A 26,375-nucleotide genomic window follows, 5' to 3' on the forward strand; every position below is an offset into this window, starting at 1 on the left:
CTGTGATGATGGAGTTACGTCGATACCTGGAACATGACCATACGGGGAGTATATGCAGTATTGGGGTAAAATTATTGGCGTCGCGTTCGCATTAATGATGGGCGCTGGATTCTGGGGCATCGTGCTGGGCCTCATTATCGGGCATATGTTTGATAAAGCTCGCAGCCGCAAGATGGCCTGGTTTGCCAACCAGCGCGAGCGTCAGGCGCTCTTTTTCTCCACCACCTTTGAAGTCATGGGGCATTTAACCAAATCCAAGGGGAGAGTCACTGAAGCGGATATCCAAATCGCCAGCGTCTTTATGGATCGGATGAGCCTGCACGGCGAGTCGCGAGTCGCTGCGCAAAACGCATTTCGGATCGGCAAAGCGGATAACTATCCCCTGCGTGAAAAAATGCGTCAGTTTCGTAGCATCTGCTTCGGACGCTTTGATTTAATCAGGATGTTTCTTGAAATCCAGATTCAGGCGGCGTTCGCAGATGGTTCACTGCATCCTAATGAGCGTGATGTTCTGTATGTGATTGCAGAAGAGCTGGGTATTTCCCGCATGCAGTTCGATCAGTTCCTGCGCATGATGCAGGGTGGCGCGCAATTTGGCGGTGGCTATCAACAGCAGCAATCATCAGGCGGGGGATGGCAGCAGGCGCAGCGAGGGCCAACGCTGGAAGATGCCTGTAATGTTTTAGGTGTGAAACCCACTGACGATGCGACCACCATTAAACGCGCCTATCGCAAGCTGATGAGTGAACATCACCCGGATAAGCTGGTCGCGAAAGGGTTACCGCCGGAAATGATGGAAATGGCGAAGCAGAAAGCGCAGGAAATCCAGAAAGCCTACGAGCTGATTAAAGAGCAGAAGGGCTTTAAGTAATCGTAAGCCCGGCAAGCGCCGGGCACTACGTTAAAAATCTGCTGGCGCTTTAAACGTCATCAGATTGCCAAACTCCGGATGAGTGATCGTCAGCATCTGAGCGTGTAACTGCAGGCGTGGAGCCATTGCCAGGGCCTCTGGCGTCGCGTAGAAACGATCTCCCAGAATCGGATGGCCCATCGCCTGCATATGCACGCGCAGCTGGTGCGAGCGACCGGTAATCGGCTTGAGCAGAATACGCGCGGTATTATCCGTCGCGTATTCCAGCACTTCATACTCGGTCTGCGCCGCCTTGCCGGTTTCATAACACACCTTTTGCTTCGGGCGGTTAGGCCAGTCGCAAATCAGCGGTAAATCCACCAGACCTTCTGCTTTTTCCGGGTGTCCCCAGATCCGTGCGATGTACTGTTTCTTCGGTTCACGTTCGCGGAACTGGCGCTTCAGCTCACGTTCAGCCGCCTTGGTCAGGGCCACCACAATCACACCGCTGGTTGCCATATCCAGACGGTGCACGGACTCAGCCTGCGGATAGTCGCGCTGGACGCGCGTCATCACGCTGTCTTTGTGCTCCTCCAGACGTCCCGGCACGGACAACAAGCCGCTGGGCTTGTTGACCACCATGATGTGTTCATCCTGATACAGAATGACCAGCCAGGGTTCCATTGGCGGATTGTAGGTTTCCATGATCATGTCGCGCTCCGTTTACTGATGCGTGACAACAATCAGACGCAACGCGTCCAGTCGCCAGCTCGCCTGATCCAGGCTTTCCAGCACCTGCTGACGGTTGCTCTCAATCGCAGCCAGCTCATCGTCACGAATGTTTGGGTTCACCGCTCTGAGGGCTTCCAGACGCGACAGCTCTGCCGAGAGTTTTTCGTCAGCTTCGCTGCGCGCAGCGTCGATAAGTGCTCGCGCGGCTTTCTCAATCTGCGCTTCACCCTGCTGCAAAATGGCATGAACGTCCTGTTGCACCGCATTCACCAGCTTGCTACCGGTGTGACGGTTAACGGCGCTGAGCTGACGGTTAAAGCTTTCAAACTCAACCTGAGCCGCCAGATTGGTGCCGTTTTTATCCAGCATCAGACGCACCGGTGTTGCCGGCAGGAAGCGGTTGAGCTGCAGCTGTTTCGGCGCCTGCGCTTCAACCACGTAGATCAACTCCAGCAGCAACGTCCCGACCGGCAGGGCTTTATTTTTCAACAGCGAAATGGTGCTGCTGCCGGTATCGCCGGACAAAATCAGATCCAGACCGTTACGGATCAGCGGGTGTTCCCAGGTAATGAACTGCGCATCTTCACGCGACAGCGCAACGTCACGCTCGAAGGTGATCGTGCAGCCATCTTCCGGCAGGCCAGGGAAGTCCGGGACCAGCATATGATCGGACGGCGTCAGGACAATCATGTTTTCACCGCGATCGTCCTGATTGATACCGACGATATCAAACAGGTTCATGGCGAAGCTGATAAGGCTGGTGTCATCATCCTGTTCTTCAATGCTTTCGGCTAGTTGCTGTGCCTTCTCGCCGCCGTTGGAGTGGATCTCCAGCAGACGGTCGCGGCCTTGCTCAAGCTGCAGTTTCAGCGCCTCGTGCTGCTCACGGCAGGATTTAATCAGCTCGTCAAAACCTTCGGTCTCTTCCGGAGAGGCGAGGAACGCGGTCAAATCGCTATACACCTGATCGTAAATGGTGCGTCCGGTCGGGCAGGTATGCTCAAACGCATCCAGACCTTCGTGGAACCAACGCACCAGCACGGACTGGGCGGTTTTCTCCAGATACGGAACGTGAATTTGAATATCGTGCGCCTGGCCGATACGGTCCAGACGACCAATACGCTGCTCCAGCAGATCCGGGTTAAACGGCAGATCGAACATGACCAGCTGGCTGGCGAACTGGAAGTTACGCCCTTCAGAACCAATTTCGGAGCAGAGGAGCACCTGCGCACCGCTGTCTTCTTCCCCGAACCAGGCCGCTGCGCGGTCACGCTCGATGATGGACATGCCTTCGTGGAACACGGCGGCACGGATGCCTTCGCGCTCACGAAGCACCTGTTCAAGCTGAAGTGCGGTGGCCGCTTTGGCGCAAATCACGAGCACTTTCTGTGAGCGGTGAGCGGTCAGATAGCCCATCAGCCACTCAACGCGCGGATCGAAGTTCCACCAGGTTCCGGTATCACCTTCAAATTCCTGGTAAATTTGTTCCGGATAGAGCATGTCGCGTGCGCGCTCTTCGGCACTTTTGCGCGCGCCCATGATGCCGGACACTTTGATCGCAGTTTGGTACTGCGTCGGCAGCGGCAGTTTGATGGTGTGCAGCTCGCGTTTCGGGAAGCCTTTCACGCCGTTACGGGTGTTTCGGAACAACACGCGGCTGGTGCCGTGGCGGTCCATCAGCATGGAGACCAGTTCCTGACGCGCGGTTTCTGCGTCGTCGCGGTCGCTGTTGGCGGCATGCAGCAGCGGCTCAATATCCTGCTCGCCAATCAGCTCGCTCAGAGTGTTGAGTTCATCGTTGGACAGATGCTTGCCCGCCAGCAGAAGCGCGACCGCATCAGCAACCGGGCGATAATTTTGTTGCTCTTCAACGAAGACGCCAAAATCGTGGAAACGGCTCGGATCGAGCAGACGCAGGCGGGCAAAGTGACTTTCCAGACCCAGCTGCTCCGGCGTAGCGGTCAGCAGCAGGATACCTGGCACGCGTTCAGCCAGCTGTTCGATTGCCATATACTCACGGCTCGGCGCATCTTCGCTCCAGACCAGGTGATGGGCTTCATCGACGACCATCAGATCCCACTCGGCATCGCACAGATGCTCAAGGCGTTGTTTGCTGCGGCGCACAAAATCCAGGGAACAGATCACCAGCTGTTCGGTTTCGAACGGGTTATCCGCATCGTGCTGGGCCTCGGCGTAACGCTCATCATCAAACAGAGAGAAGCGCAGGTTAAAGCGGCGCAACATTTCAACCAGCCACTGGTGTTGCAGAGTTTCCGGAACCACGATCAGCACGCGTTCGGCGGCACCGGAGAGCAGCTGCTGGTGCAGGATCATGCCCGCTTCGATGGTTTTACCTAAACCCACCTCATCGGCCAGCAGAACGCGCGGCGCATGACGGCGACCGACATCGTGGGCGATGTTCAGCTGATGTGGGATCAGGCTGGTGCGCTGACCGCGCAGGCCGCTCCACGGCATGCGATACTGCTCGCTCTGGAATTTACGAGCGCGATAGCGCAGCGCAAAGCGGTCCATACGGTCAATCTGACCGGCGAACAGCCGGTCCTGCGGCTTGCTGAACACCAGTCGGCTGTCGAGAAGCACTTCGCGCAGCATGACATTGGTCTCGTCGGTATCCACGCGGGTGCCAATGTAAGCGAGTATTCCATTCTCTTCTTTTACGTCTTCAATCTTCAGCTGCCAGCCTTCATGGCTGGTAACGGTGTCGCCCGGGTTAAACATGACGCGGGTGACAGGGGAGTCATTGCGCGCGTACAGACGGTTTTCACCGGTGGCCGGGAAAAGGATGGTAACCATACGCGCATCCAGCGCTACCACAGTCCCTAATCCAAGTTCGCTTTCCGTATCGCTGATCCAGCGTTGACCAAGTGTAAAAGGCATAGTTGTTTGGCTCTAATCTTTAATTGCAGGCAATAGTTCGACCACCGTCGCAAAATGACGGCCATCGAAAAATGGGTCCGGGAATGGAAAGGGCGCTATGGTACTGGATGGCGGCGTTTTCGTCACGCGTCAAAATAGCCCCAGTTGCCCTGTCATGAGTGTAGCAAAATCATCGTCGAGGAACGGTAAAATTCCATCGGCGACCGGCATAAGCTGCCGGGTCAGATAGTGATCGTAATCGAGCGGCGAGTGCTGATAATCGACCGGTTCCGGGCCGCTGGTGGTCCAGACATACTTAATTGTTCCTTTATTCTGGTACTGTGGCGCCCGGCCACGGCGGACGTTTTCGTCATCCGCCAGCCGCGCGGCGCGGACGTGCGGAGGCACATTGCGCTGATATTCTGCCAGCGGTCGGCGCAGACGCTTGCGATAGACCAGCTGGCTGTCCAGCTCGCCCGCCAGCAGGCTGGCGATCGTTTCGCGCACATACTCCTGATAGGGTTCGTGACGAAACACCCGCAGATACAGAGCTTGCTGGAACTGTTGCGCCAGCGGCGTCCAGTCTGTTCGCACCGTTTCAAGCCCTTTGAAGACCATTCGCTGCGACTCACCTTCCTGAATTAATCCGGCATAGCGTTTCTTGCTGCCCTGTTCAGCACCGCGAATGGTGGGCATCAAAAAGCGGCTGAAATGGGTCTCAAATTCCAGCTCTAAGGCACTGGTTAAGCGCTCTTTTTGCAAATGATTGCGCCACCAGTCGTTGACGAACGCCACCAGATTTTTGCCGATTTGCGCGGCGTCCTCTTCGCTGTGCGCGCCTTTTAGCCAGACGAACGTTGAATCGGTATCACCGTAGATGACCTCATAACCCTGCGACTCCACCAGCGCTTTGGTCTGGCGCATGATTTCATGCCCGCGCATGGTGATCGACGAGGCGAGACGCGGATCGAAGAACCGGCAGGCGCTGGTGCCGAGCACGCCATAAAAGGCATTCATGATGATCTTCAGCGCCTGGGATAACGGCTTATTGCCGTGGCGTTTAGCCTCATCGCGTCCGTGCCAGATTTGGCTGACAATCTCCGGCAGACAGTGTTTTTCGCGGGAAAAGCGCGCCCCCAGAAACCCTTCTGTACTGTGAATGTCGTCCGGATGGGCCATGCCCTCGACCAGACCGACCGGATCGATCAGAAAAGTGCGAATGATCGACGGATAGAGGCTTTTATAATCCAGCACCAGCACCGAGTCATACAGCCCGGGTCTGGAGTCCATCACATACCCGCCAGGGCTGGCTTGCGGAGGCACTTCTCCGAGATTAGGCGCGACATATCCCGCACGGTGCATTCGCGGAATATACAGATGACCGAATGCGGCGACCGATCCACCGTGGCGATCGACCGCCAGACCGTTGACGGTAGCGCGTTCCAGCAAGAAAGGCATGATCTCCGTTTTATGGAAAATCCGCGTCACCAGCTCGCAATCTTTGAGGTTATAGGTGGCCAGTGCGGGCTTATCCTCATTGAATCGCCGGTCGATCTCGTCCATGCGATCCCAGGGGTTGTCGATGGATTTTCCCTCTCCGAGCAGCTCTTGCGATACCGTTTCCAGTGAAAAAGAAGAGAAGTTCCAGAACGCGGATTTCAGCGCCTCTATGCCGTCTACGATCAGCCGGCCATTCGCCTGAGCAAAGAACACCCCATTTTTAAAACCGTGCTCGCGCCACTCCAGCTCGCTATTACCGCGCCCAAGCAGCAGCGGAATACGATAACGTTCGGCATGCTTTTGCAGCACGCGCAGGTCAAACTGCACGACATTCCAGCCAATCAGAACGTCCGGATCGTGAAGGGCAAACCACTGATTGAGCTTTTCGATCAGCTGAGGGCGGCTGTTCACGTACTCAAGATCGAAATCAAGCGCAGTGGCGTCGCCGTTGGGCGGGCCAAGCATATAAACGATTCGTTGCCCGCACCCCTCCAGGCCAATGCAGTACAACTCGCCGTGGCGGGTGGTTTCGATATCCAGCGAAACCCACTTCAGCGGTGGGCGATAGTGAGGACTGGGCTTGAGGCGGGCGTTGATCAGCCTGTCTCCGCGTTGAGTGCCATCGACCCATACGGGGGCGGTAATAAACCGCTCCATCAGATAGCGTTCCGGGGGGCGAATATCGGCTTCATAAAGTGTGATGCCCGCTTCGCGTAGCAGCTTTTCATAGCGCATCAGCTGGCGATGGGCGCGACAGTAAAGACCGTACACTGGCTGGCGGTGAAAATCTTTCAGTTGCAGCGGGGTGAGGCGCCAGCCATTTTCCCCGCTGAGAAGCTGTCGGGTTTTTTCGACGTGTTGCTCAGGAATAAAGGCCACTGACTCCTGCGGCGACAGCGTGACGTTCAGCGGGCCATTGTCCGTCGCCAGCCAGAGTTCAACCTCCGTACCTTGCGGAGTATCCCGCCAGTGTCGGGTCAGTAAAAAGCCTTCTTGCGCCTGCGCCACACGTTAATCTCATCAAACAAAACCAGGCGTGATTATAGCCTGGTTTCGCTTTCGATGCTGGGTTTATATACAGCCTTACTGCCCGTAATAGGCCTTCGCACCGTGTTTTCGCAGGTAATGTTTATCCAGCAATGTTTGCTGCATCTCCGGAAGCTGTGGCGCAAGCTGGCGACAGAAAATCCCCATATAGGCGATCTCTTCCAGCACAATGGCGTTATGCACCGCGTCTTCGGCGTTTTTACCCCATGCAAACGGGCCGTGAGAATGAACGAGCACGCCGGGCATTTGCGCGGCATCAATGTTTTGTCGGGCAAAGGTTTCAACGATCACGTTGCCGGTTTCCCACTCATACTCGCCGTTAATTTCGCTATCGGTCATTTTACGGGTACAAGGAATGGAGCCGTAAAAATAGTCTGCGTGGGTCGTACCCGTCGCCGGAATGGACTGTCCCGCTTGCGCCCAGATAGTGGCGTGGCGCGAGTGGGTATGCACAATGCCGCCAATCGTCGGGAACGATTGATACAGCAAACGGTGAGTGGGCGTATCGGAAGAGGGCTTTTTGTTTCCCTCAACCACTTCGCCGGTGGCAATATTGACGACCACCATATCGTCGGCGGTCATTACCGTGTAATCAACGCCAGAAGGCTTGATCACAAACACCCCTTTTTCACGATCTACGGCGCTGACGTTGCCCCAGGTGAGAGTCACAAGATTGTGCTTTGGCAGCGCCAGATTTGCCTCCAGCACCTGTCGTTTAAGATCTTCTAACATGCATTCCTCCAGGAAAAAGCGGCCCGCCCTGCAGCAGGCCCAAAGTTCCCCTGTTAACGTTTTGAACCGTAATAGACTTCGTTCCAGCGCAGCGCATCTTTGAACGCGGGCAGGCGGGTGTCGTTATCAATGACGGTCAGTTCAATGTCGTGCAGTTCGGCGAACTGGCGCATGTCGTTAAGATCTAATGCGTGGCTGAAGACGGTATGGTGCGCGCCACCGGCGACGATCCACGCTTCAGAGGCGGTGGGCAGATCCGGCTGGGCTTTCCACAGCGCGTTTGCGACCGGCAGTTTCGGCAGAGAGTGCGGGGTTTCAACGGCATCCACGCAGTTCACCAGCAGGCGGAAACGATCGCCCAGATCGATCAGGCTGGCATTAATGGCCGGGCCGGTTCGGGTGTTGAAGATCAGGCGAGCCGGATCGGCTTTGCCACCAATGCCGAGGTATTGCACATCGAGGATCGGTTTCTCTTCGACGGCGATCGAAGGACACACTTCCAGCATATGCGAGCCGAGCACCAGATCGTTGCCGTTCTCGAAGTGATAGGTGTAATCCTCCATAAATGAGGTGCCGCCCTGTAGACCGGTCGACATCACCTTCATGATGCGAAGCAGGGCGGCGGTTTTCCAGTCGCCTTCGCCCGCAAAGCCGTAGCCTTGCTGCATCAGACGTTGCACCGCCAGGCCTGGCAGTTGTTTCAGGCCGTGCAGGTCTTCAAAAGTCGTGGTGAAGGCATGGAATCCGCCCTGTTCCAGGAAGCGCTTCATACCCAGTTCGATCCGCGCCGCATCCAGCACGTTTTGCCGCTTATCGCCGTTGATCTGCGCCGCTGCGGTCAAGCGATAGCTGCTTTCGTACTCGTCGACCAGCGCGCTGACATCACCGTCGCTAATCTCATTGACCACCTGCACCAAATCACCCACGGCCCAGGTATTGACTGAGAAGCCAAATTTAATCTGCGCGGCCACTTTATCGCCGTCAGTGACGGCCACTTCGCGCATGTTATCGCCAAAACGAACCACTTTAAGATGGCGAGTATCCTGTTTCGACACCGCCTGGCGCATCCATGATCCGATGCGCTGCTGCGCATGTTGATCCTGCCAGTGGCCAGTCACCACACCGTGCTGCTGGCGCATGCGGGCGCCGATAAAGCCAAATTCGCGGCCGCCGTGCGCGGTCTGGTTCAGGTTCATAAAGTCCATATCAATGCTGTCCCACGGCAGGGAAGCGTTGAACTGAGTGTGGAATTGCAGCAGCGGTTTATTCAGGATGGTCAGGCCGTTGATCCACATTTTTGCCGGGGAGAAGGTATGCAGCCACACCACCATTCCCGCGCATTTGTCATCGTAGTTGGCATCACGGCAGATGTGGGTGATCTCGTCTGGCGTCGTGCCGAGGGGTTTCAGCACCAGCTTACACGGCAGTTTGGCTTCCGCATTGAGCGCGTTGACGACATGTTCAGCGTGTTTAGTCACCTGCTGCAACGCTTCCGGTCCATACAGATGCTGGCTGCCAATCACAAACCACACTTCATAATTATTAAAAATGGTCATTTATCGTGTCCTTAATGAGTCAGGGTTGCCGGTTTTTCCGCGGTGTTTTTAGCCGGGGTGGCGACAGGGAGATAATGTTGCTCGGCGCTTTTCGACCATTGCAGGTAGCGCTGATAAAGCTGTTCAAAGCGTTGTGCCTGCTGAGGGCGCGGCTGGAGCGTGCTTTCTACGGCGCTTGCCATATGTTGCTGTGCGGCTGGAATATCTGCGTGGATGCCTGCGGCAACGGCCGCGAAAATGGCAGCACCCAGGGCGCAGCACTGGTCGGAGGCGACAATTTGCAGCGGACGGTTCAGTACATCGCAGCAGGCCTGCATAATGACCGGGTTCTTACGTGCGATACCGCCCAGCGCCATCACCTCGTTAACCGCAATACCCTGTTCGGTGAAGCACTCCATGATGGCGCGCGCACCAAAGGCGGTGGCCGCAATCAGGCCGCCAAACAGCGCAGGCGCATCGGTTGCCAGGTTGAGATCGGTAATCACGCCTTTCAGGCGCTGGTTAGCAAACGGCGTACGGCGTCCGTTGAACCAGTCGAGTACCACCGGAAGATGGTCGAGTGACGGGTTTTTCGCCCACGCTTCCGTGAGCTGAGGCAGCAGCTGTTTTTTGCTGGCATCGATCTGCGCTTTCAGCTCCGGATGCGTTTCTGCCAGCCGATCAAGCGGCCAGCCGAGCACACGTCCAAACCAGGCGTAGATATCGCCAAAGGCCGATTGTCCGGCCTCCAGACCGATAAAATCAGGCACCACGCTGCCATCCACCTGGCCGCAAATCCCCTTCACGGCGCGATCGCCGACGGTGGCTTTATCCGCGGTCAGAATGTCGCAAGTGGAAGTGCCAATTACTTTCACCAGCGTATTGGGCTGTGCCCCCGCGCCGACGGCCCCCATATGGCAGTCAAACGCGCCGCCAGAAATCGTGACGTTCTGCGTCAGGCCCAGGCGCTGCGCCCACTCTTCGCTCAGCGTTCCCACCGGGATATCGGCGGTCCAGGTATCGGTAAACAGCGGGTAGTGCAGATTTTGATTGATGATCGGATCGAGTTCATCGAAGAAGGTTGCCGGCGGGAGTCCGCCCCAGCTTTCGTGCCACAGTGATTTATGTCCGGCACTGCAGCGCCCACGGCGAATATCCTGTGGGCGAGTGGTGTCTGAAAGCAGAGCGGGGACCCAATCGCACAGCTCGATCCACGAGACCGCCGCCTGTGCCACGGCGCGATCGGCGCGAGTGACATGTAATATCTTCGCCCAGAACCATTCGCTGGAATAAATGCCGCCAATATAGCGGGAGTAGTCCGCCTTGCCGGGCTGATGGCACAAACGGGTGATAGCTTCAGCTTCTTCAACGGCGGTATGGTCTTTCCACAGCACGAACATGGCGTTCGGGTTGTCGGCAAATTCAGGACGCAGCGCCAGAATGTGACCGTCAGCATCCACTGGCGCAGGGGTTGATCCGGTGCTATCCACGCCAATCCCGACGATCTGAGCGCGCTGCTCGTTGCTCAGTTCCGCCAGAACGGTTTTGAGCGCCGCTTCCATTGATTCGATGTAATCGCGCGGGTGGTGGCGAAACTGGTTGTTTGGCGCATCACAGTAACGCCCCTCTTGCCAGCGCGGATACCACTCAACGCTGGTTGCTATCTCCTGACCCGTACGACATTCCACCGCCAGGGCGCGTACCGAGTCACTGCCAAAATCGAGGCCAATCGCAATTGCCATTTATCTTGCTCCGTCAAAAAACAGGTATGAATGAACATTAGAGATTGGGGGCGAAAATCGTCAGGCAGGATCCGCTAATCTTATGGATTAAATTGCTGTTGAGGTGGAAAGTGTGACGCTGTGCAAATATTCAATGTGGACATTTCTGCCGTAGTTATAGACACTTTTGTTACTGCCGAATCACCTGAAGTGGCGGATAAATAAAGGGTGAAGGCCGAATTAAAGCGGAATGAACAGACAGGGAAGACGATTTGGTTATTGGGATAACCCGTTTTTAGACGGCTTTTACTGATATGGACAATTTGTTTCCTACCTGACCGTCGGGAGTCATCATTTTATGGCCGAAACACAAAACGATCCCTTGTTACCGGGCTACTCTTTTAACGCTCACCTGGTGGCGGGATTGACTCCCATCGAAGCCGATGGGTATCTCGACTTTTTTGTTGATAGACCGCTGGGGATGAAGGGCTACATTCTGAATATCACCGTGCGTGGCGAAGGGATAATCAAAAATAACGATCGGCAATTTGTCTGTCGTCCGGGCGATATTCTGCTGTTCCCGCCCGGTGAGATTCATCACTACGGGCGGCATCCGGATGCAAAAGAGTGGTATCACCAGTGGGTCTATTTCCGTCCGCGCGCTTACTGGCAGGAGTGGCTGGCCTGGCCGGCGATTTTTGCACACACCGGTTTTTATCGTCCTGACGAGGCGCATCAGGCGCAGTTTCGTGAGCTTTTTGCCCAGATCATTGATGCTCAGGCCGGAGGGCGTTACGCCGAACTGCTGGCCATTAATCTACTCGAACAGTTGCTGTTGCGACGAATGGAGGCGATCAACGCGTCGCTAAATCCACCGTTGGATAACCGCGTGCGCGATGCCTGTCAGTACATCAGCGATCATCTGGCGGACAGTCAGTTTGATATTGCGGGAGTCGCTCAGCACGTCTGCCTGTCGCCATCGCGCCTTTCGCACCTTTTCCGCCAGCAGCTTGGCGTGAGCGTGCTGAGCTGGCGCGAGGATCAGCGCATCAGTCAGGCTAAACTGCTGTTGAGCACCACGCGAATGCCGATCGCCACCGTGGGCCGTAACGTGGGGTTTGAAGATCAGCTCTACTTCTCGCGAGTCTTTAAAAAATGTACCGGGGCCAGTCCCAGCGAATTTCGCGCCGGATGTGAATAAACAGTAAAAAATCCGAAACAAACAGGTGAAGTCCAGCCGCAGCCAGTAAACTATTCAGACAATTGTTGTCTTGACGTGACAGGAAGCTCTTCGCAGAATCGCTGCTTCGTTATCTGACCGGAATCGTTATGCAGGCATTGCTGGAACATTTTATTACTCAGTCCGTTATGTATTCGCTGATTGCTGTGGCACTGGTGGCTTTTCTTGAATCGCTGGCGCTGGTGGGGCTGATTTTACCCGGTACGGTCATGATGGCGGGCCTCGGCGCGCTGATTGGTAGCGGAGAAGTTAACTTCTGGCAGGCGTGGCTGGCGGGGATCGTCGGCTGTTTGCTGGGAGACTGGATCTCTTTCTGGCTCGGTTGGCGTTTTAAAAAGCCGCTGCATCGCTGGTCGTTCATGAAAAAGAACAAAGCGTTGCTCGATAAAACAGAGCATGCGCTGCATCAGCACAGTATGTTCACCATTCTGGTCGGGCGCTTTGTCGGTCCGACGCGTCCGCTGGTGCCGATGGTTGCCGGGATGCTGGATCTGCCCGTTTCAAAGTTTATTCTGCCCAATATCATCGGCTGCGTCTTCTGGCCGCCGTTCTACTTCCTGCCCGGCATTCTGGCCGGTGCGGCGATTGATATTCCTGCTGATGCGCAAAGCGGCCATTTCAAATGGCTGTTGCTGGCGACGGCGCTGCTGCTGTGGGTGGCCGTCTGGCTGTGCTGGCGCTTGTGGCGAAGTGCGAAAGCGGGAACGGATCGGATCACCCATTATTTACCGCGCGCTCGCCTGATGTGGCTGGCCCCCGTCCTGCTTGGGATGGCGGTGGTGGCTTTGGTTGTGCTGATACGACATCCGCTGATGCCGGTGTATGGCGAGATTTTGCTGAAAGTGGTGAGCCGGTAGGGGGATTCCCTCTCCCTAAAGAGAGAGGGGGCCGTCCGCGCTCGTATTGCGCGTAATCCCCAGTAACCCGGATGCACTGGCCCTCCCGCTGACCAGCTCCTGCGTGTCGCCGTCCCAGGCGATGCGCCCGTCGGCGATAACGACCGATCGCGCCGCGATTCTGGCGGCATCTTCCACGCTATGTGACACCATCAGCATGGTGAGTTGCTTCTGCTCGCAAACGTCCTTCACCAACAGCAGCATCTCCTGACGCAGCGCGGGGTCGAGCGCGGAGAATGGCTCGTCGAGGAGTAAAATCGGCTGTTCGCGCACCAGACAACGCGCCAGAGCGACGCGCTGGCGCTGTCCGCCAGAAAGCTCGCCGGGCAGGCGATCGCTAAAATCCGTCAATCCCATTTGCTGCGCAATGGCGTCGAGTTTCTGGCGCTGCGCGGCTGTCAGTTTGAGTCCCGGATCGAGCCCCAGGCCAATATTCTGCCGGACCGTCAGATGGGTAAACAGATTGTTTTCCTGAAACAGCATCGACACCGGGCGCTGCGAGGGCGGCGTGTGGGTATGATCCTCACCGTTGATCGTCATCTCACCTTTCGCCGGAGGCAGAAAACCTGCAATGAGATTGAGCAAGGTGCTTTTCCCCGCTCCGCTGGGGCCGAGGATGGCTATCATCTCCCCCTGTTGGGCGGACAGAGTAAAGCGCATCGGCAAATGCTGGTAAAGCCAGGTTATATCAGTCAGTTTTAGCATCACGCCCCGGAATTTTCTCGATAACGGTAAATAGGGTAAAGCACAGCAGCAGGAGTAAAAGAGCCGTCACGGCGCCATCCTGACTGCGATAGGATCCAATTTGCTGATAGAGCCAGAAGGGCAACGTGCGGAAATCGTCGTTCCCAAACAGCGCCACCACGCCGAAATCGCCAATCGACAAAACGCTGGCAAAAGCCAGCGCCTGTGCCAGCGGACGTCGTAGCGCACGCAGTTCCACCACGGTTAGCCGCTGCCAGCCATTCATTCCCAGCGACTGGCAGAGCAGGCTGTAGCGCGCGCTCAGATCGCGCATCGGATTTTCGAGCACTTTGAGCGCGTAAGGAATTGCCATCAGCGCGTTGGTGAAAATCACGATACCGTCGGCGTTCTCGGGCAAGCCGATAGTGCTGTTGAACAGCAAAAAGAAACCGGTCGCCAGTACAATACCCGGCATCGCCAGGATCAGCATTCCGCTTAGTTCCAGCGCCTGCCCGCTCAGTTTTAACTGCCGTGCGTACAGCTCGCGGCTGCTCCACAGCAACATCATGGTCAACAAGACACACAGCAACCCGGCGCCCAGCGCGATACGCAGCGATGTCCACAGCGCCTGCCACAGCACCGGCTGTTGCAAGACGGAGAGCAGATTCAGGTTAAGGCCATCTACGACGACTGCCAGCAGCGGCGGCAGCAACAGCGAAAGAGCGAGCAGGATAAGCGTGAAATCCCCCAGCCGACTGCGCAGGCGATCCTGCGGATCGCGCCAGCCGTTGATCTGATGGCTTCCCACCGCAATGGCTTTGCTCAGGCGCTGACTGAGCAGCACCAGCCCCAGACAGCAGAACATCTGGATCATCGCCAGCAGCGCCGCGCGGCCCGGATCATAGTCATAGCTTAGCGCCTGATAAATCGCCAGTTCAATGGTGGTGGCCTGCGGCCCGCCGCCCAGCGAAAGCACGGTGGCAAAGCTGGCGAAGCAGAGCATGAAAATCAGGGCGGCCACGGGAGGGATCTGTCGGCGCAGCCAGGGCCATTCGACAAAGCGGAAAAACGGCCAGCCGCGCATGTCGAGTTGAGCGGCCAGCTGGCGCTGCTCGCCGGGGATATTTTCCAGCGCCTGTAAGAACAGCCGCGTCGCCATCGGCATATTGAAAAAGACGTGAGCCAGCAGAATGCCCTGCAGGCCATAGGGGGAAAAAGTCCATTCGATGCCAACGCTATTTAACAGCGCAGCGATCCATCCCTGCCGACCGTAAACGCTCAGGATCCCAAAGACGGCAACCAGCACCGGCAGGATCAGTGTCATCGCGCACAGGCGCAGCAGCGCTTGTCTTCCGGGGAAGCGGCGGCGATAGAGCGCCCGTGCCAAAAAGATCGCCGGAATAACAGAGAGCAGGGCAGAGAGAAAAGCCTGCCAGAAGGAGAACCGCACCACGTGCCAGAGATAGCTGTCATGCCAGAGCGCGGCAGTGTCGCTTTCTGGCGCGTTGAACCATAGCGCCAGAAAAGCCCCCAGACTCACCGCCACCATCAGGATGGCGGCAGTCAGTCCGGGTATCAGCCAGCCGGGGATTAGCGGCTGACGGCGCGTTGCCATTCGCTAATCCATGCGCTGCGCTGAGAGGAGACCTGCTGTGGCGTGAACTCCAGCGTAGTTTGCGGTTTGGCGAGCTGCTCAAAGCCCGCAGGCAGCGTCACATCGGTTACCGGATACATCCAGTTGCCGGTCGGAATGGCATTCTGGAAAGCGGGAGAGACCATAAATTTCAGGAATTTCTCGGCCAGCTCCGGCTGCTTGCTGGCGGCGGTACGCGCGGCAACTTCCACCTGCAGATAGTGGCCTTCGGTAAAGCTGGCAGCGGCGTAGTTATCCTTTTTCTCTTCGATAACGTGATAGGCCGGGGAGGTGGTGTAGCTGAGCACCAGATCGCTTTCGCCTTTCAGGAACAGGCCGTAGGCCTCGCTCCAGCCTTTGGTGACGGTAACGGTTTTGGCAGCCAGTTTCTGCCAGGCTTCCGGTGCTTTGTCGCCATAGACTTTTTGCATCCACAGCAGCAGACCCAGGCCCGGTGTACTGGTACGCGGATCCTGATAAATCACGCGCCATTTCTGATCGCTCTCGACCAGCTCTTTCAGACTTTTCGGTGGATTCTTCAGCTTATTTTTGTCGTAGACGAAAGCGAAGTAGCCGTAATCAAACGGCACAAAGGTGTCATTTTTCCAGCCGCCAGGCACTGTCACTGCATCGCTGGCTATGCCGCTTTTGGCGAACAGTTTTGTTTGTGAAGCGGCTTCCAGCAGGTTGTTATCCAGACCGAGCACCACGTCCGCCTTGCTGTTTTTGCCTTCCATACGCAGGCGATTGAGCAGCGAAACGCCATCTTCCAGCGCCACAAACTTCAGCTCACAGTTGCAGTCGGCTTCAAAGGCTTTTTTGACCACCGGGCCAGGGCCCCAGTCAGCGGCGAAGGAGTCGTAGGTGTAGACCGTTAAAACAGGCCTGGCAAAAGCAGGCAGCGCGAAGAGCGCCAGTAGGGGGAGAACTTTTTTTAACACTTTGCACCTCAAAGTTGAGTGGCAAAGGATTTTGAGCGACAGCCTCAAATCCCTTCGCCGGCGTTATCCGGATCAGGTTCGACGGGTATTATCTCAGCGCACATCGTTGATGCAGCACCCCGTTGAGAACGGCGGTATTGTAATGATTTGGTGAATATTACGAAAGCGTTATGGTTCCGGCGGCGCAAACCAGGCGGATTTAAAGTCAAACCAGCCGAGCGTGTTCATGCGTAATCCGCGCATACTGCGCTGGCCCTGGATCATCAGCCAGTGGTGAATAAGCGGCACCATCGCCTGCCGGGAGAGCAGTTGCTGGCACCATACCGCCAGATTCATCTCTCCGGCGCGCCACTGCGCGGCGTCCTGCTGCCAGTCCCGGGAGATGCAGTGCTGGATCAGCGGAATTTCATACAGGTGCGAGAACAAAGAGAAGTCTAGCGGCAGAGTGAAGTTAGCGCTGTTCAGCCAGATATCGCTAACAGCCTCTCCGCGATACCACTCATCGTAATCCACCTCCTGAATCTCCAGCGTCACGCCTTCCGCCGCCAGCAGTTTGCTCATAATTCTGGCAATCACGCGATGTTCTACATGCTCGCGGTAGTACGTCAGGGTGATGGACTCCAGTCCGGCAGGTTTTTCTGCGTACCCCGGACGAGCATGATGCCAGCGCGGAAGCAGCCCGTACGCCGGGAACCAGTAGGCCTGGTGCTGATCTTCCGCATGATAAATGAGGCTGGCGGGGGCGAGGATGTGGCTTATCCACTGGCGTACATCATGGCTTGCCCCCCGATGGGTACGGGAATCAAACAGCAGATAATAACAGCCCTCTTCGAGGCGACTCTCGACGGCTTTTTCGCCGGCGGTGGGGCCTTCGAGCGTCAGGCCTGCGCTAAACTCCTCGCCGACATCGGGCAGGACCCAGACGTTAACTTCATCAATCAGGGCGCGATAGCCGAAGTAGTCGTCGAATGCGCGGATTTTGAGCTGGTTGCTGTTGTTGCGCGTCACGGCGTAAGGGCCGGTGCCAACGGGCTGGCTGGCGAAATTCGGCATGGAATGCCACTCGAGTGGCAAAATCATGGAAGGGACGTAGCCCATTAACCAGGGTAACCACTGGTCTGGTTCGGAAAGCTCAATATCCAGAGTCCAGGCGGTTGGCGAGTGGATCCGTGAAATATGCGAATAGAGCGGCAGCTCTCGTGCCCGCTCCAGAGAGGCGATGACATCTTCCATCTCCAGCTCACGCCCGTGATGAAAATGGATGCCGGGACGCAAAAAAAAGCGCCAGTGCAGCGGAGAAAGTTGCTGCCAGTGGTGCGCGATGTCGGCTTCCAGTTCCCCGTTTTCCTCATTTATGCGCGTCAGACCGCTGAAAATTTGCCGCGCCATATGGGTTTCAGAGCGGCGTAACGCGCTACCGGGCAACAGATTTTTCATCGGACGGTAGTAGAGTACGCGCAAGATATGGCGTCCCTGGCGGAAACTACGGCCCAGGTGCGAAACCAGCATCTGGCGCACCGCGGCCTTATCGCCGACCAGTTGCACCAGCTGATCGATTCGGTCCTGCTCCAGCAGATCTTCGGCGCGCTGTTGCTGCAAGGCCAGGCCGGTGTAGAGAAACGTCAACCGCGAACGTTTGCCGCGCCCGGCTTCTGCCTCCCAGCTCAGCCAGCCCTGTTGCTGCATGGTATTGAGCAACGTGCGCATATGGCGGCGCGAACAGCTCAGGAGGTCCGCCAGTTCGTTCAGCGTCGTCTCCTTTGTCTGGCCATCGCAGCACTGCCAGAGGCGGATAAATTGTTGTTGCAGACGACCAGAAGGCATAAAAGGGGAACTCCTGACAAAAAATCAGCAATTTATTAATCCTCATATTAAGCCAATAATTCATTTCGTTGAAGTGAGGAGGTGAATATGAAGAGGTCTACCGCACGTCAGTTTTATCAGCACTACTTTTCAGCGACAAAAGGAGTGTCCTGGCTGGCCCGCCAGTGCGCAGAGCAGCGGCTGAAATTGCTTGAAGATCTGATGCAGTGGGAAGTGACGAATTCGACCTCTGACCGCTGACTCGCCTCGATCATGTGTGACTGAGTATTGGTGCTTATCACCCGCCAGCAAAATGTTTTTGCTGGCTTTTTTCGTTTACTATGCCACTCAAATTCGATCCTCTTTGACAAGGAACTGCGCATGCTCTGGTTGATGACGATGGGCCGCCGCCTGAACGGCGTGTATGCCGCTTTTATGCTGGTGGCCTTTATGATGGGCGTGGCGGGAGCGCTACAGGCCCCGACGCTAAGCCTGTTCCTGAGTCGGGAGGTCGGTGCACAGCCGTTCTGGGTGGGGCTGTTTTACACCGTGAATGCCATCGCCGGGATTCTGGTCAGCCTGTGGCTGGCAAAACGGTCCGACAGCCAGGGCGATCGCCGCAAATTAATCCTTTTCTGTTGCGCCATGGCCATCGGTAATGCCTTGCTGTTCGCCTTTAATCGCCATTATTTGACGCTCTTGACCTGCGGCGTATTACTGGCTTCGCTGGCGAATACCGCGATGCCGCAACTTTTCGCTCTGGCGCGCGAATATGCGGATAGCTCGGCGCGGGAAGTGGTGATGTTCAGCTCGGTGATGCGCGCACAGCTCTCCCTGGCATGGGTGATTGGTCCTCCGCTGGCGTTTATGCTGGCGCTGAATTACGGCTTTACCATGATGTTCTCCATCGCGGCGGGGATTTTTGCCATCAGCCTGGCGTTGGTCGCCTTTGTGCTGCCATCGGTCGCCAGGGTGGAGCAGGCGGCGGATACGCCCGTCACTCATGTGAGCGGCTGGCAAAATAAAAACGTTCGCATGTTATTTATCGCCTCGACGCTGATGTGGACCTGCAACACGATGTACATCATTGATATGCCCCTGTGGATCAGTAGCGATCTTGGCCTGCCCGATAAACTGGCGGGGATCCTGATGGGGACCGCCGCCGGGCTGGAAATTCCGGCGATGATTCTGGCGGGCTACTACGTCAAGCGGTTTGGCAAGCGTCGGATGATGGTGATTGCGATGACCGCAGGCGTGCTTTTTTATCTTGGCTTAATTCTGTTTCACAGCCGCGAGGCGCTGCTGGCGCTACAGCTGTTTAATGCGGTGTTTATCGGGATCGTCGCCGGGATTGGAATGCTCTGGTTTCAGGATCTCATGCCCGGACGGGCGGGATCTGCGACCACGCTTTTCACCAATAGCATTTCTACCGGGGTGATTCTGGCAGGGGTGATTCAGGGAGCGCTGGCGCAAAGCTATGGTCACTTTGCAGTGTATTGGGCGATCGCAGGGATTGCGCTGGTGACGTTGATTCTGACGTGCCGGGTAAAAGACGTTTGAAAAAAGGCCCGCTGTCGCGGGCCATTAAGTTAATTCATAAACGAAGGTTGTTTATTTTCGTAGGCCGCAATCGCCTCTTCATGCTGCAGGGTTAAACCAATGCTGTCGAGGCCATTAATCATGCAGTGGCGGCGGAAGTCGTCGATTTTAAAGCTGTAAGTTTTGTCACCCGCTTTCACCACCTGCGCTTCCAGATCCACTTCAAATGAAATGCCCGGATTTGTCTTCACCAGCGCGAACAGCTCATCGACCTGTTCGTCGCTCAGCGTCACCGGCAGCAGCTGGTTGTTGAAGCTGTTGCCGTAAAAGATGTCGGCGAAGCTTGGGGCGATCACCACTTTGAAGCCGTAGTCCGTCAGCGCCCACGGCGCGTGCTCACGGGAGGAGCCACAGCCAAAGTTTTCACGTGCCAGCAGAATGGATGCGCCTTTAAATTCCGGAAAGTTCAGAACGAACTCGGGATTCGGCTGCTGGCCGCTATCGTCGAGAAAGCGCCAGTCGTTAAACAGGTGAGCGCCAAAACCGGTGCGGGTCACTTTCTGTAAGAACTGCTTAGGAATGATGGCGTCCGTATCGACGTTCGCCGCATCCAGCGGGACAACCAGGCCCGTATGTTGGGTAAATTTCTCTGCCATGATTGTTTCCTTATTTCAAACCACGAATATCAGCAAAATGGCCGGTCACTGCGGCCGCAGCGGCCATTGCCGGGCTGACCAGATGGGTGCGACCACCGCGGCCCTGGCGGCCTTCAAAGTTACGGTTGCTGGTGGAGGCACAGCGCTCGCCTGGGTTCAGACGGTCATTGTTCATGGCCAGACACATGGAGCATCCCGGTAAACGCCACTCAAAACCGGCTTCGATAAAGATCTTATCCAGACCTTCGGCTTCGGCCTGGGCCTTCACCGGGCCAGAGCCGGGAACCACTAGCGCCTGCACGCCGGGCGCAACTTTACGCCCTTTGGCAATTTCTGCCGCTGCACGTAAATCTTCAATGCGCGAGTTGGTGCAGGAGCCGATAAACACCTTGTCGATCGCCACGTCGGTCAACGGAATGCCCGGTTTCAGGCCCATATAGGCTAACGCTTTTTCCGCGCTGGCGCGTTCCACCGGATCGGCAAACGAGGCCGGATCGGGGATATTGTCATTAACGGAGATCACCTGACCAGGGTTGGTGCCCCAGGTGACCTGCGGGGCGATATCTTCTGCCTGCAACGTCACCACGGTATCGAAAGTTGCGCCTTCGTCGGTTTGCAGCGTTTTCCAGTAGGCGACCGCATCGTCAAAATCTTTGCCTTTTGGCGCGTGCAGACGGCCATTCACATAGTTGAAGGTGGTTTCGTCCGGCGCGACCAGACCGGCTTTAGCACCCATTTCAATGGCCATGTTGCACAGCGTCATGCGGCCTTCCATGCTCAATGCCTGAATGGCATCGCCGCAGAATTCCACCACATAGCCGGTGCCTCCGGCGCTGCCGGTTTTCCCGATAATCGCCAGAACGATATCTTTTGCGGTAATGCCCGGTGCGGCTTTGCCCTTCACTTCAATTTTCATGGTTTTCGCACGGCCCTGTTTCAGGGTTTGCGTTGCCAGTACGTGCTCAACTTCTGAAGTGCCGATGCCGAATGCCAGCGCACCAAACGCGCCGTGAGTCGCAGTGTGCGAGTCGCCGCACACGATGGTCATTCCCGGCAGGGTGATGCCCTGCTCAGGACCCATTACGTGGACAATGCCCTGATACGGGTGGTTCAGATCGTACAACTCAACGCCAAAAGCGTTGCAGTTCTTGATCAGCTCCTGCATCTGGATGCGGGCCATTTCACCAGAAGCGTTGATGTCTTTCGTCTGGGTGGAGACGTTGTGATCCATGGTGGCGAAGGTTTTCCCCGGCTGGCGAACCGGACGGTTGTGCGCGCGCAGACCGTCAAACGCCTGTGGGGAGGTGACTTCGTGGACCAGATGGCGGTCGATATACAGCAGTGGCGTTTCGTTTGGGGCTTCGTAAACGACATGCGCATCAAACAGTTTTTCGTATAACGTCTTCGCCATGATTACACCCCTTCAGCGACATAGCGGGCAATGATGTCGCCCATTTCATCGGTACTGACGGCCGCCGCACCGCGCGCTAAATCGCCGGTACGGATGCCCTCTTCTAATGCACGGTTAATGGCGCTTTCGATCGCGTCTGCCGCATCGTTTGCATCAAGGCTGTAACGCAGCAGCAGCGCGAGAGAGAGGATCTGTGCAATCGGGTTGGCAATGTTTTTGCCCGCGATATCGGGAGCAGAACCGCCCGCAGGCTCGTACAAGCCAAAGCCCTCTTCGTTCAGGCTGGCGGAAGGCAGCATCCCCATGGAGCCGGTGATCATTGCGCATTCATCAGACAGAATGTCGCCGAACAGGTTGGAACACAGCAGCACGTCGAACTGCGACGGATCTTTGATCAGCTGCATGGTGGCGTTGTCGATATACATGTGCGCCAGCTCAACGTCCGGGTACTCGTTGGCGATTTCGTTGACGATTTCGCGCCACAGAATCGAGGATTGCAGGACGTTGGCTTTATCAATGGAGGTCACTTTGTGACGACGTTTGCGCGCAGATTCGAAAGCGATGCGGGCAATACGTTCAATTTCAAAACGGTGGTAAACCTCGGTATCGAATGCTTTCTCGTGCTGACCGCTGCCTTCGCGGCCCTTTGGCTGACCGAAGTAGATCCCGCCGGTTAATTCACGCACGCATAAAATATCGAAGCCGTTGGCGGCAATGTCGGCGCGCAGCGGGCAAAACTCTTCCAGACCCTGATACAGCTTCGCCGGACGCAGGTTGCTGAACAATTTGAAGTGCTTACGCAGCGGCAGTAATGCCCCGCGCTCGGGTTGTTCTGCTGGCGGCAAATGCTCCCATTTCGGACCGCCGACGGAGCCGAACAATACGGCATCCGCATTTTCGCAGCCTTCGACCGTGGCTTTTGGCAGCGGCGTTCCGTGGTTATCGATCGCAATGCCGCCCACATCGTAGTGGCTGGTGGTAATTTTCATCGCGAAACGTGCGCGAACGGCTTCCAGAACTTTCAGCGCCTGTGTCATCACTTCCGGGCCAATACCGTCGCCCGGCAACACAGCAATATGGTAATTCTTCGACATTACACGGTTTCCTTATTGTTCTCTTTATTCTGAGCTTTGCGTTGCAATTCTTTCTCGACTTCTGCGGCGCGCCAGATGTTGTTCAGGACGTGCACCATGGCTTTGGCGGAGGATTCGACAATGTCTGTCGCGAGGCCAACACCGTGGAAACGGCGGCCGTTATAGGTGACAACGATATCGACCTGTCCCAGCGCATCTTTGCCGTGGCCTTTGGCGCTCAAATCGTATTTGACCAGCTCGATGTTGTAGTCGGTGATGCGGTTGATCGCCTGATAAATCGCATCTACCGGGCCGTTACCGTTGGCGGCTTCCGCTTTGACGTCGTCGCCGCAGGCCAGTTTGACCGACGCCGTGGCGATATCGCTGGAACCTGACTGCACGCTGAAGTAGTCCAGACGGAAATGTTCAGGTTCTTCCTGCTGTTTGTTGATGAAGGCCAATGCTTCCAGGTCGTAATCGAATACCTGACCTTTTTTATCCGCCAGCTTCAGGAAGGCGTCGTACAGATGATCCATGTTGTAGTCGCTTTCTTTGTAGCCCATCTCTTCCATGCGGTGTTTCACCGCTGCGCGACCGGAGCGGGAAGTCAGGTTCAACTGGACCTGATTCAGACCGATGGATTCCGGGGTCATGATTTCGTAGTTTTCGCGGTTCTTCAGCACGCCATCCTGATGGATACCGGACGAGTGAGCGAAAGCGCCAGTACCGACAATCGCTTTGTTTGCCGGGATTGGCATGTTGCAAATCTGGCTCACGGTCTGGCTGGTGCGCCAGATTTCATTGTGATTGATGCGGGTTTGCACATTCATAATGTCTTTGCGCACTTTGATGGCCATGATCACTTCTTCCAGTGAACAGTTGCCTGCGCGCTCGCCGATACCATTCATGGCGCCTTCTACCTGACGCGCTCCCGCATGGACAGCGGCAATGGCGTTGCCCACCGCCAGACCTAAATCGTCATGGGTATGAACGGAAATAATCGCTTTATCAATATTTGGGACGTGTTCATACAAGCCGCTGATGATGTTCGAGAACTCAAACGGCATGGTATAGCCAACGGTGTCCGGGATGTTAATGGTGGTTGCGCCCGCATTGATAGCGGCTTCAACGACGCGTGCCAGGTCGGCGATGGGGGTTCGGCCCGCATCTTCGCAAGAGAATTCAACGTCATCGGTATAGTTACGGGCACGTTTCACCATATACACTGCGCGCTCAATGACTTCATCTAAGGTGCTGCGCAGTTTGGTCGCGATATGCATCGGGGATGTGGCGATAAAAGTATGGATTCGGAAGGCCTCGGCCACTTTCAGCGATTCTGCGGCAACATCGATATCTTTTTCTACGCAGCGTGCCAAAGCACATACGCGGCTGTTTTTAATCGTGCGTGCGATGGTCTGTACGGATTCGAAGTCGCCTGGTGAAGAGACCGGGAAGCCCACCTCCATCACGTCAACACCCATACGTTCCAGGGCTAATGCAATCTGCAGTTTCTCTTTCACACTCAGGCTTGCCTGTAACGCTTGTTCACCGTCACGTAAAGTTGTATCAAAAATAACGACTTGCTGGCTCATGGGTTTGGTCCTTGTCTGTCCAGGGGCGCCTTGCTACGAGCATAAAAAAACCCGCGCAGTGGCGCGGGTTTTTTGTTTACTGAAGACGATTCAACGTTGAATTTCGCCCGCCAGCCTACCGCGCACAGTGGATGCGTTTAGTAGTAGTAGGCTGAGGAAGCGAACGTTACGAATCATGAATCATGCTCCAGATAAATATGTTATGCATTTAGTGGTACTGGATATGTCAGTCCAAGTCAACCCCTGAATTAAAAATCGGCTTCATTCATCAAACATCTTGTCAGCGTTACTTTAGCGAATTGTGCTGGTTTTTAGCATTCGGACCGTTCAAATAGTCTACTTTTAGACTCTAAATAAAGTTCAATGATGAAATTTTTATAATTCGTTTCAATTAAACATTGTTTGATATGTTTGATTCTGTCTTTTTAATTTCATTTAATTCATTGGGTTATGAAAGTATATGATTCGGATGCAGTAAATGAATGTCGAAGAGTGATATTGAAATGTTAACTAATGTTCGTTGTTGCTAGTGAATAGTTTAATAAAACTTAAATCTTAGTTTACAGGCTGCTTATTGTTTATTCATTGGATTTATGGTTTCATTCAAATCCTGATTTTTTATTTGCCATCTTCGGCTCTTGCTGATTGAGTATCTGTATGCGTCCGCATGCGATTTAGCGTGAGTTTTATATATTCTGAATTTTTAAATCTTCTCTTTTTCTGGTTTTATATGCATGATAAATAATATTTTAAGAAGTAATTACTGCACTAAGGTAAAGGGAGTTTAGCGTGACAGTGGAGTTAGATATGTCAGAAAAAAGAAATGAACGGTCTCACGTTGGTGAAGGGAATCGGCCGCAATTGCGTACGGTTGATCTCAACTTATTAACCGTATTTGATGCTGTTATGCAGGAACAGAATATTACCCGGGCAGCACAGGCTTTAGGCATGTCTCAACCCGCCGTCAGTAACGCTGTATCACGACTTAAGGTGATGTTTAACGACGAATTGTTTGTTCGCTATGGCCGTGGGATTCAACCTACCGCCAGAGCCTATCAGCTATTCGGTTCGGTGCGTCAGGCGCTGCAACTGGTTCAGAATGAGCTGCCGGGCTGCGGTTTCGAACCTTTAAGCAGTGAGCGCATTTTTCATCTTTGCGTGTGCAGCCCACTGGATAATTATCTGACGTCTATTATTTATAATAAAGTCGAAGCAATCGCACCCAATATTCATCTGGTATTTAAATCATCACTTAATCAAAATACAGAACACCAGTTACGTTATCAGGAGACGGAATTTGTTCTGGGTTATGAGGAATTTCGCAGGCCGGAATTTTCGTGTATTCCCCTGTTTAATGATGAAATGGTGCTGGTTGCCAGCAAAAATCATCCACGGATGACAGGGCCGCTGCGTGAAAGTGATGTTTATAACGAGCAACATGCCGTTGTCGCACTCGACAGATATGCCTCGTTTAGCCAGCCGTGGTATGACACGCCAGATAAACAGTCAAGCGTCGCTTATCAAGGAATGGCGATGGTTAGCGTATTGAATATTGTGTCGCAAACGCATCTGGTTGCCATTGCCCCTCGTTGGCTGGCAGAAGAGTTCTCTACTCAGCTTGAGCTGCAAATACAGCCTCTGCCGTTGAAACTCAATAGCCGTACATGTTATCTCTCCTGGCATGAAGCGGCTGGTCGGGATAAAGGTCATCAGTGGATGGAAGAGTTATTAGTGAGCGTTTGTCGCCGCTAATCTATATCAGGATGAATCGGGGCTGATGCTCTGGTTTATCCTGTTATTATTTTTGATTGCAGAGTTTTGTCCTGTCTTGATTTTTTCTTTTCGTTGTTTCCCTAACAAAAATAGATGAATGACTTATTCAGCGCCTTTTTGAGCGATGAAGCATTAACTCG

General features: G+C 55.2%; 21 protein-coding genes and 1 riboswitch. Of the genes, 6 read left to right on the top strand and 15 right to left on the bottom strand.

The window, feature by feature from the left end:
- The first annotated feature begins 52 nt into the window (after positions 1-52).
- Positions 53-871 carry a co-chaperone DjlA gene (gene djlA / locus SOM82_RS03480; RefSeq protein WP_154127166.1) on the top strand — a complete coding sequence of 273 codons (819 nt, stop codon included), beginning with the start codon at positions 53-55 and terminating at the stop codon, positions 869-871.
- Positions 872-901: 30 nt separating this feature from the next.
- Here djlA and rluA read toward each other — a convergent pair whose 3' ends face one another.
- The 6 genes from rluA to araB form a co-directional block, all read right to left on the bottom strand.
- Positions 902-1,561: a bifunctional tRNA pseudouridine(32) synthase/23S rRNA pseudouridine(746) synthase RluA gene (gene rluA, locus SOM82_RS03485; RefSeq protein WP_320460349.1), complete on the bottom strand. Its 660-nt coding sequence runs from the start codon at positions 1,559-1,561 to the stop codon at positions 902-904.
- Between the two features lie 12 nt (positions 1,562-1,573).
- Positions 1,574-4,480, bottom strand: coding sequence for an RNA polymerase-associated protein RapA (gene rapA / locus SOM82_RS03490; RefSeq protein WP_320460348.1), 2,907 nt, complete (start codon positions 4,478-4,480; stop codon positions 1,574-1,576).
- 129 nt (positions 4,481-4,609) lie between these two features.
- Positions 4,610-6,967 carry a DNA polymerase II gene (gene polB, locus SOM82_RS03495; protein WP_320460347.1) on the bottom strand — a complete coding sequence of 786 codons (2,358 nt, stop codon included), beginning with the start codon at positions 6,965-6,967 and terminating at the stop codon, positions 4,610-4,612.
- A 75-nt stretch (positions 6,968-7,042) separates the two neighbouring features.
- The gene (gene araD, locus SOM82_RS03500; RefSeq protein WP_320460346.1) at positions 7,043-7,738 is read right to left on the bottom strand and encodes an L-ribulose-5-phosphate 4-epimerase; all 696 of its coding nucleotides are present in this window, start codon (positions 7,736-7,738) and stop codon (positions 7,043-7,045) included.
- A 53-nt stretch (positions 7,739-7,791) separates the two neighbouring features.
- Complete coding sequence (araA, locus tag SOM82_RS03505) at positions 7,792-9,294, bottom strand: L-arabinose isomerase (protein ID WP_154127170.1); 1,503 nt, start codon at positions 9,292-9,294, stop codon at positions 7,792-7,794.
- Positions 9,295-9,305: 11 nt separating this feature from the next.
- Positions 9,306-11,015 carry a ribulokinase gene (gene araB / locus SOM82_RS03510; protein ID WP_320460345.1) on the bottom strand — a complete coding sequence of 570 codons (1,710 nt, stop codon included), beginning with the start codon at positions 11,013-11,015 and terminating at the stop codon, positions 9,306-9,308.
- 337 nt (positions 11,016-11,352) lie between these two features.
- Between araB and araC the strand changes: the two genes are divergently transcribed.
- Together araC and SOM82_RS03520 are read left to right on the top strand one after the other, a co-directional pair.
- Positions 11,353-12,195: an arabinose operon transcriptional regulator AraC gene (gene araC / locus SOM82_RS03515; RefSeq protein ID WP_154127172.1), complete on the top strand. Its 843-nt coding sequence runs from the start codon at positions 11,353-11,355 to the stop codon at positions 12,193-12,195.
- Between the two features lie 128 nt (positions 12,196-12,323).
- Positions 12,324-13,091, top strand: coding sequence for a DedA family protein (locus SOM82_RS03520; RefSeq protein ID WP_154127173.1), 768 nt, complete (start codon positions 12,324-12,326; stop codon positions 13,089-13,091).
- A gap of 15 nt (positions 13,092-13,106) precedes the next feature.
- Here the strand turns inward: SOM82_RS03520 and thiQ are convergent, their stop codons facing one another.
- The 4 genes from thiQ to sgrR form a co-directional block, all read right to left on the bottom strand.
- Complete coding sequence (gene thiQ / locus SOM82_RS03525) at positions 13,107-13,835, bottom strand: thiamine ABC transporter ATP-binding protein ThiQ (protein WP_320460344.1); 729 nt, start codon at positions 13,833-13,835, stop codon at positions 13,107-13,109.
- Positions 13,819-15,429 (bottom strand): thiamine/thiamine pyrophosphate ABC transporter permease ThiP, encoded by a 1,611-nt coding sequence (gene thiP / locus SOM82_RS03530; protein WP_320460343.1) that lies wholly within the window; start codon positions 15,427-15,429, stop codon positions 13,819-13,821. Before thiP ends, thiQ begins: the two co-directional genes overlap by 17 nt.
- Positions 15,405-16,388, bottom strand: coding sequence for a thiamine ABC transporter substrate binding subunit (gene thiB, locus SOM82_RS03535; RefSeq protein ID WP_320460342.1), 984 nt, complete (start codon positions 16,386-16,388; stop codon positions 15,405-15,407). Before thiB ends, thiP begins: the two co-directional genes overlap by 25 nt.
- Before the next feature lie 31 nt (positions 16,389-16,419).
- Positions 16,420-16,520: riboswitch (TPP riboswitch) on the bottom strand.
- Between the two features lie 36 nt (positions 16,521-16,556).
- Entirely contained in the window at positions 16,557-18,212 is a 1,656-nt protein-coding gene (gene sgrR, locus SOM82_RS03540; RefSeq protein ID WP_320460341.1) for an HTH-type transcriptional regulator SgrR, read from the bottom strand.
- 87 nt (positions 18,213-18,299) lie between these two features.
- On the opposite strand from sgrR, the gene sgrT reads away from it, so the two are divergent.
- Complete coding sequence (sgrT, locus tag SOM82_RS03545) at positions 18,300-18,452, top strand: glucose uptake inhibitor SgrT (protein ID WP_320460340.1); 153 nt, start codon at positions 18,300-18,302, stop codon at positions 18,450-18,452.
- Between the two features lie 120 nt (positions 18,453-18,572).
- Positions 18,573-19,751, top strand: coding sequence for a sugar efflux transporter (locus SOM82_RS03550; RefSeq protein WP_320460339.1), 1,179 nt, complete (start codon positions 18,573-18,575; stop codon positions 19,749-19,751).
- A gap of 29 nt (positions 19,752-19,780) precedes the next feature.
- Here SOM82_RS03550 and leuD read toward each other — a convergent pair whose 3' ends face one another.
- From leuD to leuL, 5 genes are all read right to left on the bottom strand, one after another.
- Entirely contained in the window at positions 19,781-20,386 is a 606-nt protein-coding gene (gene leuD, locus SOM82_RS03555; RefSeq protein WP_320460338.1) for a 3-isopropylmalate dehydratase small subunit, read from the bottom strand.
- A gap of 10 nt (positions 20,387-20,396) precedes the next feature.
- On the bottom strand, positions 20,397-21,797 hold the full coding sequence (leuC, locus tag SOM82_RS03560; protein ID WP_320460337.1) for a 3-isopropylmalate dehydratase large subunit: 1,401 nt from the start codon (positions 21,795-21,797) through the stop codon (positions 20,397-20,399).
- Positions 21,798-21,799: 2 nt separating this feature from the next.
- A complete protein-coding gene (gene leuB / locus SOM82_RS03565; protein ID WP_320460336.1) occupies positions 21,800-22,891 on the bottom strand; it encodes a 3-isopropylmalate dehydrogenase in 1,092 nt (363 codons plus the stop codon).
- Positions 22,891-24,462 (bottom strand): 2-isopropylmalate synthase, encoded by a 1,572-nt coding sequence (gene leuA, locus SOM82_RS03570; protein ID WP_320460335.1) that lies wholly within the window; start codon positions 24,460-24,462, stop codon positions 22,891-22,893. Before leuA ends, leuB begins: the two co-directional genes overlap by 1 nt.
- A 90-nt stretch (positions 24,463-24,552) precedes the next feature.
- Complete coding sequence (gene leuL, locus SOM82_RS03575) at positions 24,553-24,639, bottom strand: leu operon leader peptide (RefSeq protein ID WP_154127285.1); 87 nt, start codon at positions 24,637-24,639, stop codon at positions 24,553-24,555.
- 630 nt (positions 24,640-25,269) lie between these two features.
- Between leuL and leuO the strand changes: the two genes are divergently transcribed.
- On the top strand, positions 25,270-26,214 hold the full coding sequence (leuO, locus tag SOM82_RS03580; protein WP_320460334.1) for a transcriptional regulator LeuO: 945 nt from the start codon (positions 25,270-25,272) through the stop codon (positions 26,212-26,214).
- The last annotated feature ends 161 nt before the right edge of the window (positions 26,215-26,375 follow it).

It is taken from the genome of Lelliottia sp. CFBP8978, from assembly GCF_034046055.2.
Classification (GTDB): Bacteria; Pseudomonadota; Gammaproteobacteria; order Enterobacterales; family Enterobacteriaceae; genus Enterobacter.